The organism is Acinetobacter sp. YH12140, assembly GCF_013418475.1.
GTDB lineage: Bacteria > Pseudomonadota > Gammaproteobacteria > Pseudomonadales > Moraxellaceae > Acinetobacter > Acinetobacter amyesii.
Map to the genome: position 1 here is coordinate 185,705 of NZ_VPBZ01000001.1, position 12,220 is coordinate 197,924.

Genomic DNA, 12,220 nt, shown 5'->3' on the forward strand with positions numbered 1-12,220 from the left:
ATTCAAAAATTAAACACATAAAAAACCTCCAAAGAGAGGAGGCTTTTTATAAACAAATGTCTGTTAGGCTTAAATTGGTTTAGCAGGGCCTACAGTTTCATTTAAATGTTTACGAATGGTCGAAAATGGAAACTTCTTGCTATCCATACGTTTAGGCAAGATGTATGCGCCGTCTTGACCCTTTACTTTAAAGTTCAAAAGGATGAAGTCTTTGGTGTCATACCATTCATGAATGTCTTTCCAACCGACAGTCATCGTCCCCATGTTTGCGCCCATACGTTGCTGCATAGAGATCCCATGCGGCTGAACACCCATACGGATGCCTTTAATTTCTTGAACAGGGACTTCGTTCAGTTTGCGTTTCGCATACCATTCGATACCGAATTTACGCACAAGGAAGTAAATCACGACACAGACAATAGCTACCCAGCAAAATACTGTTGAATAGTTCTTAATAAAGATGAGGCCCAAGAGTGCCAGTGCAAGAATTGCACCCATAATTAGCCATGCTTTTTTGCCAATTTTGAAGTTACTGCGAGACAGAACAAGTTGAGCATAACGTTGTTCTTCTTCAGAAATTTCATAAGCCACTGGCTCTAGCGTGTAGGCGTATAAATTTTTTGCGGTCATAGTGAAAGTAACAGATTTAAAACTGTAAAAAGTTTAGCATTATTTATACCAATTCAGTGAGTATATTGTTCCAAAATCATCCAAATTATAGCGAAGCCAGTTCAGTCGATGCCTGATCATGCTCATGACTTAGATTTTGTTTCAATTGGCTAAATTGGTTCAACACGTTAAACATCAACGAAAGCTGTTGTAGCACGATCAAGGATTTTTGATCTTCCTCACTATTTTGTGACAATCGCTGACGGATTTCTTGCAACATATTTTGCGCAGATAAGTCTGGAACTTCGTCACGCAGCAATGCACCTTGAATGTCATCTGTGGCTTTATCCAATAAGGTTAAGACCTGTTGGTCTTGAATTTTTTCACGATGCGCACCTAAGGCCGCGATATAACTAATAAAGGTGTGATTGAGACACAAAAACTCAAAGGCTAAAGCTTTTTGAGTTGGATCGGTATCGGGTTCGGTAGCTAAGGTGGAAATCAGTGAAGCTACTTCTGCATCGGTATTATGGGCTGCACGACGGACAACACGATAATTCAACCCGTTATTACGACCAGATTTGTATTGTTCAACCACTTCAGCTAAATAATCACACTGCGCTTGAATCGAACGGCTGATGGTTCGAGGCAGGCGACGGAATTTCCAATCTGGGAAAATGAAACTCACACCAAACCATGCCAAGGCACAGCCAATCAGTGTATCAATCATACGCGGCATTGCTGCGGCAAAACCCATGCCATCTAAGTTAAAGTTAATCAGCGCCAAAATGGTAATAAACGCAGTGGCTTGTGCATATTGCTTACTACGTAGTTCAAAAAACAATACGCCACTTAAAATGAGTAGCAATAACTGACCTTCGACAGAAGGGACAAAATATAAAATTGCATAACCTAAAATAATTCCGACCAAGGTGCCAATGATACGTAAATAGAGGCGGCGCTTGGTGGCGTTAAAGTTCGGCTGGCTGACAAACAGGGCAGTCAATAAAATCCAATAGCCATAACTGATATTGGTCACTTGGACAAAAATATAACCAATAAATAACACGGTCGATAAACGCACAGCATGACGGAACAGCACCGATTCAGGGCTCAAATGTTGTTTGAATCGAATGACGATGTCGTCCCAACCTTTTAAATCATCATCTTTTAAACGATTTTCAATCAGGGCTTGTCGGTCAATATAACGCTCGGTTTCGACGTTGCGTAATTGCGCATCAATGCCTTTTAGGTTTTGGTATAAAGCAAATAAAGAATTGATCCAAACTTCATCGTATTTTTGCTCTTCACGCAGCTTTTCGAGTGACAGTTTTAGATTGTGGAACGCATGTTTGAAACGTTGATTATGATGATAAGGTTTTCGCTGTAAGATGCTGATACTTAAATCTTTACAGGCTTTACCTTGAATCGAAAGCACACGTTGAAAGCGAAATAAAATATCACTATGTTCAAAAATACGGGTCAATTTTTGATAATCAATATGCGCGGAATCGGCACGTTCATGAATGTCTTGCGCGACAAAATAATATTGTAGGCTACGACGTGTATCTTTTTGTCCACGGTCGCCTTTTAAACGCGTTAATAAGGCCGTTTTCATATCGTTGAAAATGCCAATTAATTTGCCATTTTCGAGCGACAGCTCAATCAAACTTTGCTGGTAACTTTCCGGTGTCATATCGACATCAAACAAGTTAGATTTTGCAAATAAGAAGTCACCTAGAGACGAATAGCTTTGGGCCAATTTGTCCTGAACTTGACGTACAGGAAACAGTAGAAAGCTCAAAGTCGAAAGCAGTCCATACCACATCGCACCGATGACCAATAAACCTGCTTGTGTATACCAATTTTCAAAAAGTTCGACCCCTAGCATGGAATACACGGAGATCACCAGACAGCCATAAGAAATGGTGGCGTAGCGACGACCTAATGAACCCAAAAGAATCCAACCGATACAAGACACAATCAGCCCCAATGCAAATAAGATCGGATGCGGGAACAACAGATAAATGGATACCGCAGTAACAAAGAACCCGATATAGGTATAAATTTGATTGAGCACACGGACTGAAAAGCGGTCATCGATATCACTTAGACCAGCGGCAACCACACCCAAGGTGAGGGGAATGGTCATCAATTGCTGATCTAAAAAATATGGGACAAAGGCTGTTCCTGCGAAGGCAATGACCATGCGCAAGTTATACATAAAGGTCGTGTTATAGGTTGCTTGTTTCAGTCGTGCGAGCCAGGCGTTCAAAATTTTTCCTTTGCTAAAGCGATGGGGCAGTAAGCAATGTGTATCGTGTGAATTTTCACATTGAAGCCAAGAAATAATACTATGTGCAGTGTAAACTTGTCTGCAAAACTTGCTTGCGATAAATGAATTATTCTTATGAAAAGCGTCGAATCACAAAAGGAATTTTCTCAACGCTGGATTGTCTTGTTGGCGTTGCTGACTGCTTTGGGGCCACTTTCAATCGATATGTATTTGCCTGCTTTACCTCAAATGGCTGAAGATTTTGGTGTCACGACACAACAAGTGGCCAATAGTCTTCCAGCGTATTTCTTGGGTTTGGCGATTGGGCAGTTAATTTATGGGCCAGTCAGCGACCGTATTGGGCGTAAAACACCGCTATATTTCGGTTTGGTTTTATATATTTGTGCCGGTTTTCTGTGTGTCTTTGCCAATAGTGAATGGAGTTTGATCGCTGCTCGTGTTTTGCAAGCGTTGGGTGGCTGTGTCGGTGTAGTGATTGCCCGTGCTGCAATTCGTGATCGCTTAAGTATGCAAGCTTCTGCTCAAGCCTTTGCCAGCATGATGATCGTGACAACAATTGCACCAATCATTGCACCTACTTTAGGCGCATGGGTGTTACAGGTGTTTGAATGGCAATACATATTTGCGGTATTGGTGCTTGTCGGTATTTTTTGTCTTTTCTGCGTACATTTTTTCTTTCAAGAAACCCTACCTGTTGAGCGGCGCTTAAAATTAAGTCTGAAACAAGTCTTAGGCTTATATAGTGCGATTTTACAGGACGAAACTTTCCGTAAACCGATGCTCACAGGCTGTTTTTCTGGCGCAATTTTATTTTGTTATATCAGTGGCTCATCTGCCATTTTAATGGATGGTTATGGTCTGAGCCAACAGCAATTTGCTTATGTATTTGGTGCGAATGCTTTAGGGATTATAGTGTTTTCGACCCTCAACAAGAAACTTGCAAATCGACTGGATGTTCGCCTTCGTTTGCAATTGGGTAATGCACTTCAATTGTGTGGTGTGCTGATCTTATTGGCGGCGGGGCTATTTTATCTTTCATCTATCGTTGTTGTAATGTTGGGCATGTTCTTATGTGTTGCATCAATTGGCTTCACTGGGCCAAATGCGATGGCTTTGGCGATGTCTGAACAAGGCTCACGAGCTGGCACAGCCAGTGCAATCATGGGAAGTATGCAATTTGCCTGTGGTCTATTGGCTGGAGTGTTTTTGAACTTTTTAGTATGGTCAGCGCTGATCAATATGGCCCTGATTATGCTGCTATTTGTGGTTGTTGCTATGATTACTATGCGCAGTTTAAAAGCTTCAGCCATGGGTTGAGCTGAATGCAGGTGATGACGTTTAGCAGGTCTTACTTAAACGTCAGTCATCAACGTACTAGTATTATTGATCAAATATCCACGTCACTCATTATAAATGTTCATCATCCATAACTTTAGAAGAGGGCGCTATTTTCCCATTGTGAGGGCAGTATCTGTTTACTCGAAACTTATATCTAAACAATCATCCACTTGGAAATAATTAGTGATACGGTGGATCGCTGTTGTCTCACTCTAATGAAATAGAGCAACTGATAAATAAGTATTATTTGCATTAAATACATTACGTTATGCTGGATAAATACATTGTGAATGTCTCTATCGGTAATATGTCGGATTTTATCGTTTTTATTGCATACCTACAGAGTATGGATTTTTACCTTTAAGGTATGAATATTGAGATTTTTTGCCATCTGAATCGGCTAAGTCCGAATTTTAACTAAATATTTCAGTCTATTTTCAGTAATGGATTCAGGTTTCGTGCTTTTTGCTTTCAAGTATTTCGTTATTGGGGGCTAAAAGTTAAGGCTTTAATGCGACTAAAGCACGGATATGCAGCATGAAATTTGTCCGCTCAAATAGCTGAATAACAAAGCACCCGGATTTAGGGTATACAACAATGACAGGACAATAGAGAGCTTAGGATGAAAACTCAAACTGTATTCCACCCAATGAAAACCCTTGTTGTTGCCATGAGTTTGGCAACGGTCTCAATGACTCATGCAGGCAGCAATACTTCTGAAATTGAACAATTACGTGCAGAAGTTGCAGAACTGAAAAGTTTGATTAAAGCGCAGCAGCAAGTTCAACAACAGCAACAAACAGAGATTCAGCAAGTTAAAGCGCGTCCTGTTGCACCCCCACCGCCACCAGCTACCCCAGCTGCAAGCTTAAAATCTAAAACAGGTGCAGATGTAAGTCTTTATGGTTTTGTTCGTGGTGATGCGAACTACATCATCGAAGGTGCGGATAACGACTTCAACAACGTACATACGTCTAAAGAAGAAGCACGAGATAAACTTCGCGCAACTGCAAAAACCACACGTTTTGGTTTAGATTTTACAGCACCTGTCGGTGGTGATGATAAAGTGGGCGGTAAAATCGAGGTCGATTTCAATGGAAGTGGTGAAACTATTCGTCTACGTCATGGTTATTTAACCTTTAACAACTGGTTATTTGGTCAGACCACATCAAACTTCTTGTCTAGCCATGCACCAGAAATGATTGATTTTGCTACTAACGTGGGCGGTGGTACAACTCGTTTGCCACAAGTGCGTTACAACGTAAAACTTGCACCGCAAACACAATTATTTGTAGCTGCAGAAGAAGGAGACAGTAAAGCATCAGCGATTTCGAGTGTTTCCGTTACTGACTCTGTAGTAAAATATAGTCTTCCAGCTTTGACAGCTAAACTGACTCAGGGTTTTGCGGATGGTAAGGGGAATGCATCTGCACGTGCGCTTGTGGAACATCATAAAGTTCAAGGCGGTAATGATGATGAATTAGGGTGGGGGTTGGCAGCTGGTACAACGTTTAATGTGACGAAACAGCTAAAAATTAATGGTGATGTATCTTATGTAGAAGGGAACAGCAACTATTTATATGGCTCAAATACCGCATATGTTGTTGATGCTAATGGGGATATTGAGCAGAATAAATTTACCGCAGTACAAATCGGTGCAACCTATAAGTTTAATGAAAAGTTGCGTTCAACTTTAGCTTATGGTGCATTATTTGCTGATGAAGATACAGATTATGCAAAAGCATTTAAAGATGTTGGAAATAACTCTGCAAACAAAGAAGTACAGCAAGCTTGGTTAAATGTGATTTATACACCAGTGAAACCAATTGATTTAGGTGTTGAATATGTGAATGGTAAACGTGAAGCGTTTACAGGGAAAACATATAAAGATAACCGCGTTGGCTTAATGGCTAAATATAGCTTCTAAGCTAAATCATCGAAAAGAATCGATCAAAAAAGCCTGACTCAGTTCAGGCTTTTTTTGTTTAAAAGGTGGATGTTTCAACGCAAATGAACTCACAGTACTAAGTAGATGGATTCACTAAATCGCCTGAGTCATGATGTCGTACTGGTTAAGGCAGGCGTTGAACCACGTCCTATAATGCATTATGTTCAAATCTTTAATATTTTATATAGATAAAAAATGCGAATACATTTTAGTAAAAACAAATAGATATAACTTTAAATTATAGCAAATAAAACTTTTTGTAATTAAAATTAATGAAATTTCTCTGTTCTCCACGCATAATGTGCGACTTTTCTAATCAGCATTTGATTTTATGTATTTCATCTATGATGTGAATATTGTAGTAAGTGTTGGTTTAGTAAGCATGAACTGCTTTTATGGATTTGTTTTGTCGAATTGAGTTTTCACTTTTTTCAACTCAGGCATACATATTTGAATCAGATGATGAATATTTATGATTGGCAATGAATAGCTGGTAGCCTGATTTATTGGTTAAATTTACAAATTGGAATTGTATTTTAATTAATAAACGCTACTAATTTCTATTAATTGGACTAATAAATATTCTAACCATTTTGGACAAATTATTATGGAATTTAGCTTTAACGCATTTTATACCTTAATTGCGGCGGTGATCGTTCTTTTATTAGGACGTTTTCTGGTAAATAAAATCAGTTTTTTGAGGCGTTACAATATTCCTGAGCCCGTAGCTGGTGGTTTGGTTGCTGCAATAATTTCATTGGTTGTACATAGCATTTGGGGTTATAGCATTACTACGAGTAGTGAATTACAAACCAGTTTTATGCTGATTTTCTTCGCATCCATTGGTTTAAGCGCAAACTTTGCCAAATTGAAAGAAGGTGGAATTGGTCTTGTTATTTTTCTGGTAGCCGTTGCTTCTTTCATTGTTGTGCAGGATGTCGTTGGTATCAGTCTTGCCACTTTATTGGGTATTGATCCACTGATTGGTTTGATTGCAGGTTCAATTACGTTGACAGGTGGTCATGGTACAGCTGGTGCATGGGGTGAAATTCTTGAAGTTGAACACGGTATACAAGGTGCATTAGCTTTAGGTATGGCAAGTGCAACTTTTGGTTTAATTATTGGTGGTATTATTGGTGGCCCATTAGCTAAGTTGCTAATTAATCGTTATCGCCTAGCAACTCCGCGCACGAATGAGCAAATTGAGCGTAGTGATAACACACCACTAGCTGATATTAATTCAACAGAATATGTACCTTTTGAATATCCACATCGTGTTCGTTTAATTACCGCAGATAATGCAATTACGACTTTGGGCCTATTTGCTGGCTGTTTAGCATTTGCTGATTTTATGACGGCTTTCAGTAAAGGTACGATGTTTGAATTACCGACATTTGTATGGGCTTTAGCTGGTGGTGTCATTTTACGTAATGTATTAGAAGGTATTTTCCGCGTACAAATATTTGATCGTGCAATTGATGTATTTGGTAATGCTTCATTATCACTGTACTTAGCAATGGCACTATTATCGTTGAAACTATGGCAGCTATCAGATCTTGCAGGACCTTTAGTTGTGATTTTGGGAGCCCAAACATTAACAATGGCACTATATGCTGCGTTTATCACTTTCCGTGTCATGGGTAAAAACTATGATGCTGCGGTTTTAGCGGCGGGTCATTGTGGTTTTGGTATGGGGGCAACACCTACAGCAGTCGCAAATATGCAAGCCATTACCAATATGTATGGTCCATCTCATAAGGCTTTCTTAATCGTACCTCTATGTGGCGCATTTTTTGTTGATTTGATTAACGCAACAGTTATTCAATTAATTCTTAAATTCTTTGCTTAATTTAGAAAGGCTCTTCAAAAAAGAGCCTTTTATACTTTTGACCATTTAAAACTAGGGTTGAATATGAATGAACAATTAAACGAAACCCTGATGAGCTGGGTCAAAGTTTTTAATGATCCGCTTTGGGATTTCTTAGTCGTACTTTTAGTGGCGGTTGGTATTTTTTATACCTTAATCACTGGTGCAGTTCAGATTCGTCTATTTTTTCATAGTATTAAAGTGATGAAATCTAGCCGTAAAGAAGGCGATGATGAGCATGGGATTACACCATTCCAAGCCTTTGTGACTGGACTGGCAAGTCGTGTCGGTGTGGGTAATGTCGCAGGTGTTGCAATTGCGATTGCAATTGGTGGGCCGGGTGCAGTGTTCTGGATGTGGTTTACCGCATTTTTAGGCATGAGTTCTGCATTTGTGGAGTCTTCACTTGCACAGCTCTTTAAAGTGCGTGATACGCAAAATCAGCAATTCCGTGGTGGTCCAGCATATTACATCACGCAAGGCTTAAAGCAAAAGTGGTTGGGTGTGGTTTTTGCCATTGCGCTGATTTCAACCTATGGCTTTGTGTTTAATGCAGTACAAGCCAATGCCATTACGGGTGCAACTTCACATGCTTGGGGTTGGGATAAAGCCAATCTAGTATTGAGTTTGGGCAGTTTTAGTTTTGAAATTTCATGGGTAGGGTTATTCCTTGTCTTTATAACAGCGCTGATTATTTTTGGTGGTATTAAGCGTATTGCAAAAGTGGCAGAACGTTTTGTTCCATTTATGGCATTACTTTATTTGGCAGTCGCGCTCTATATCGCTTTTGCTAACTTTGCAATCTTGCCTGATATCTTCCAGTTAATATTCAGCAAAGCATTTGAGTTTGATGCTGCAGCTGGTGGTTTCTTCGGTGCTATGGTTTCTATGGCGATGATGCAAGGCATTAAGCGTGGATTATTCTCAAACGAAGCGGGTATGGGTTCTGCTCCGAATGCTGCGGCAGCATCAGATGTTAGACACCCGGTCAATCAAGGCCTAGTTCAGATGCTCGGTGTCTTTGTCGATACATTTGTGGTGTGTACCTGTACGGCGATCATTATTTTGGCATCTGGCTTGTATGAAAATGCAGGCTTTGAGGGTGTTGCTTTGACGCAAATGGCGCTTGAAAGCCAGATTGGCGCATGGGGAGATGACTTCCTTGCCATAATCTTGTTCTTATTCGCTTATTCTTCAGTAATCGGTAACTATGCTTATGCTGAAGGTAATGTGCAGTTTATCAATAACAATCCTAAGGTCATGTTTATATTCCGCGTAGTCGTCCTCATGATGGTGTACTTTGGCTCAATCATGAGTGTGCCACTGATTTGGAACTTAGCGGATCTCTTCATGGGCGTGATGGCGAGTATTAACCTCTTTGCGATTTTATTGCTGACGCCATTCTTATTGATGCTGATGAAAGACTACACCTCACAGTTAAAACGGGGTGTAAAAGAGCCAGTATTTAAAATGGATGAACATCCAAAATATAAGGATCGCGTTAATTCCGATATTTGGTAAAGTCAAAAATTAACTTTAAAAAGCTCCGTTATCGGGGCTTTTTTTGCTAGACAATGTTTTGGATCTTGATGTGGAAATTCTGCTAGACACTGAAATTTTGACAGCCAATGACTTTCTAGGTTGTATGTCAATATAATGTGCATCGGTCAGAGGCATTAACGAATAATAACAGTGACGTGAATGTGGACTGATTAGACTACTTTTTCTCTTCAAATATCGAGTTGCATTTGGAATATCTCTCAATGAAAAGCGTAACTGTTTTGATGACTGCATTCGCAATCAGCCTTGTAGGTTGTCAAAGTGTGGGCTCAAAAAAGGTCAGCGCTGAAACAACATCACAAATTCGAACTTATACAGCAGCACCTGCTCAAGTGGCGAATAACCGCATTGACTTTAAAAAAGTGAAAAAGCAGGAAAAGCGTCCGATTGTTGCTTTGGTTTTAGGGAGTGGTGGGGCACGTGGTTATGCACACATTGGCGCCATTCAAATACTTGAACAGCAGGGAATACACCCAGATTTTATTGTTGGAACTAGTGCGGGTAGCATTGTGGGTTCAATCTATGCATCAGGTAAAAGTGCCAATGAGTTAAGAGATATCGCCTTAAATATGAAAGCCAATGATGTTCGAGAAATACGCTTGGACAAAAAAGGCTTTTTTGATGGTAAAAAAGTTGAAGATTATATCAATGAGCAAGTTGATGATGTGCCTTTAGAGTTGCTAAAAACCCCAATGTATGTGGTGGCAACCGAGTTAAAAGATGGCAAAAAAGTCGTGTTCAATTATGGCAATACGGGGCAGGCTGTTCGTGCTTCGGTGTCAATTCCGAGTATGTTTATTCCAACGATTATTGAAGATACAGAATATGTCGATGGTGGCTTGGTCAGTCCTGTTCCTGTGGACGTTGCACGCGATTTAGGGGCAGATATTATTATTGCGGTGGATATTTTGGCACGACCGATTCATACCGAAACGTCGAATGTTTGGGGCTTGTTTAACCAAAATATCAATATTATGCAAAATCGTTTAGCTCAAGAAGAGCTCAAGCGAGCAGACATTGTGATTCAACCTGATTTACGTGAAAAAGCACATATATTTGATGTGAAAGGGCGTGAAGCGACGATGCTTGCAGGTGAAGAGGCAACCTTGGAAAAACTTGGAGAGATTTCTCGGGTTTATGCTGAACATCAATATAGCAAGGGACATCATATTCCTTATTTGGCAGCCAAAGACTAGGCTGATACGATTCGCAAATTTAAACGCATCTTGTTCACCTCTCAGGGTGCATTTTTATTTCAGCAAAGCATTTTAATTTTTGCTCTCAGCTTTTCCCATGCTCAATAGTATCTAGTAATCATTAATATCTTGGATGTTGATTGGTTTTAGGTCTTAATCAAAAGATTTGCCAAATATAAAAATCTTAATAATACGAAAATATACAGTTAATTATTTGAAATTAATTAAAAAAATCATATTAATTGGTTTTACGTAGATTTTAAGAGTATATACCTATATTAGCGTTTTTATTCATGTGCTTACATTTACCAATACTGTTGAAGTGTTTAGAATATCATCAGGTTATTAATACTTAAAACCAATAAATATTTTAAAGGTAGCTGTAGATGAAAACGCTTGATGTAGGACAAAAAGTAAAGCTTGCGATGATGGAAGAGAGGGTATTTATTGTCACTCATGTACATGTAGATAATTCTTACACGCTAGAAAGTACCAATGATTTTGGGCAAAAAACCAGCTATGACAATGTATCTTTCGAGATGTTAAAAGTCTTAGAAGATTAAGTTTAATGCCGTGCTATGTTGAATCGATGAACAACGCGTTTTAATGAATATGTTTTAAATATAAAACACAGCATAGCTTTGATCAAAAAACTGATAGATAGCGTGATAAATACTTGTTTATCGGGTGTATATCGTTATCGATATATATTTTACTGAATGATGGTGTGATCACTATAAATAATAATGATGGTTTTTTTGCCGATTTGAACATTTAATTTTGATTAAAATCTATATAATAATCACATTAATCATTGTTATATCACGAGTCTAGAGAAACAAGATGTCCCCATTAGATCAAATTGCGAATGCACTAGACGACCAGTCAGAATTATCGATGTCAGTTTTAATGACTCCTGACATGGCGAATTTTTCGGGTAATGTGCATGGTGGAACGATTCTAAAATTGTTAGACCAAGTCGCGTATGCTTGTGCAAGTCGCTATTCTGGTAGCTACGTGGTGACACTATCAGTCGATAAAGTGAATTTTAAAGAACCAATTCACGTGGGTGAGTTAGTGACTTTCCTTGCAAGTGTGAACCATGTTGGTCGTACTTCAATGGAAATTGGTATTCGTGTTGAAGCGCAGAACATTCAAAAACGTACAGTACGTCATACCAATAGTTGCTATTTCACAATGGTCGCTGTTGATGATCAAGGTAAACCGAAACAAATTCCAGCATTGAATCTAGATAATGACTGGAAACGTTGTCGTTTCGAAGCTGCGGAACAACGTAAAGTGGCACGTTTACAGGAAAATCATCATCCTTCTTGCAGTATTTATAAAAAGTCGACACAAAGCTAATCACTTTGGTGGCTGAATATTTGAAAAGATCGCTTAGGCGA

9 protein-coding genes are annotated in these 12,220 nt (G+C 39.2%); 7 read left to right on the top strand and 2 right to left on the bottom strand.

The annotated features are described in order from the left end of the window. Positions 1 to 69 precede the first annotated feature (69 nt). Positions 70 to 630, bottom strand: coding sequence for a YcxB family protein (locus FTU75_RS00895; protein ID WP_180004995.1), 561 nt, complete (start codon positions 628 to 630; stop codon positions 70 to 72). A gap of 85 nt (positions 631 to 715) precedes the next feature. Then, positions 716 to 2,884, bottom strand: coding sequence for a YccS family putative transporter (gene yccS, locus FTU75_RS00900; protein WP_180023177.1), 2,169 nt, complete (start codon positions 2,882 to 2,884; stop codon positions 716 to 718). A gap of 135 nt (positions 2,885 to 3,019) precedes the next feature. On the opposite strand from yccS, the gene FTU75_RS00905 reads away from it, so the two are divergent. The 7 genes from FTU75_RS00905 to FTU75_RS00935 all read left to right on the top strand — a co-directional run bounded on the left by FTU75_RS00905 (position 3,020) and on the right by FTU75_RS00935 (position 12,179). Further along, positions 3,020 to 4,222 (top strand): multidrug effflux MFS transporter, encoded by a 1,203-nt coding sequence (locus tag FTU75_RS00905; protein WP_180114744.1) that lies wholly within the window; start codon positions 3,020 to 3,022, stop codon positions 4,220 to 4,222. 643 nt (positions 4,223 to 4,865) lie between these two features. Continuing rightward, positions 4,866 to 6,170, top strand: a complete 1,305-nt coding sequence (locus FTU75_RS00910) for a DcaP family trimeric outer membrane transporter (RefSeq protein ID WP_180114746.1) — start codon at positions 4,866 to 4,868, stop codon at positions 6,168 to 6,170. Positions 6,171 to 6,798: 628 nt separating this feature from the next. Further along, positions 6,799 to 8,040 (top strand): sodium/glutamate symporter, encoded by a 1,242-nt coding sequence (gene gltS, locus FTU75_RS00915; protein WP_180034498.1) that lies wholly within the window; start codon positions 6,799 to 6,801, stop codon positions 8,038 to 8,040. A 63-nt stretch (positions 8,041 to 8,103) separates the two neighbouring features. After that, complete coding sequence (locus FTU75_RS00920) at positions 8,104 to 9,579, top strand: sodium:alanine symporter family protein (RefSeq protein ID WP_180114748.1); 1,476 nt, start codon at positions 8,104 to 8,106, stop codon at positions 9,577 to 9,579. A gap of 242 nt (positions 9,580 to 9,821) precedes the next feature. Continuing rightward, positions 9,822 to 10,814, top strand: coding sequence for a patatin-like phospholipase family protein (locus FTU75_RS00925; protein WP_180114750.1), 993 nt, complete (start codon positions 9,822 to 9,824; stop codon positions 10,812 to 10,814). 386 nt (positions 10,815 to 11,200) lie between these two features. Next, positions 11,201 to 11,377 (top strand): hypothetical protein, encoded by a 177-nt coding sequence (locus FTU75_RS00930; protein WP_171319286.1) that lies wholly within the window; start codon positions 11,201 to 11,203, stop codon positions 11,375 to 11,377. Positions 11,378 to 11,657: 280 nt separating this feature from the next. Further along, positions 11,658 to 12,179 carry an acyl-CoA thioesterase gene (locus FTU75_RS00935; protein ID WP_078192241.1) on the top strand — a complete coding sequence of 174 codons (522 nt, stop codon included), beginning with the start codon at positions 11,658 to 11,660 and terminating at the stop codon, positions 12,177 to 12,179. Positions 12,180 to 12,220 lie beyond the last annotated feature (41 nt).

Bases quoted from the DNA above. Each gene is read 5' to 3' on its own strand.
- FTU75_RS00895 (WP_180004995.1), bottom strand. From the start codon at position 630: ATGACCGCAAAAAATTTATACGCCTACACGCTAGAGCCAGTGGCTTAT.
- FTU75_RS00905 (WP_180114744.1), top strand. From the start codon at position 3,020: ATGAAAAGCGTCGAATCACAAAAGGAATTTTCTCAACGCTGGATTGTC.
- FTU75_RS00910 (WP_180114746.1), top strand. From the start codon at position 4,866: ATGAAAACTCAAACTGTATTCCACCCAATGAAAACCCTTGTTGTTGCC.
- gltS (WP_180034498.1), top strand. From the start codon at position 6,799: ATGGAATTTAGCTTTAACGCATTTTATACCTTAATTGCGGCGGTGATC.
- FTU75_RS00920 (WP_180114748.1), top strand. From the start codon at position 8,104: ATGAATGAACAATTAAACGAAACCCTGATGAGCTGGGTCAAAGTTTTT.
- FTU75_RS00925 (WP_180114750.1), top strand. From the start codon at position 9,822: ATGAAAAGCGTAACTGTTTTGATGACTGCATTCGCAATCAGCCTTGTA.
- FTU75_RS00930 (WP_171319286.1), top strand. From the start codon at position 11,201: ATGAAAACGCTTGATGTAGGACAAAAAGTAAAGCTTGCGATGATGGAA.
- FTU75_RS00935 (WP_078192241.1), top strand. From the start codon at position 11,658: ATGTCCCCATTAGATCAAATTGCGAATGCACTAGACGACCAGTCAGAA.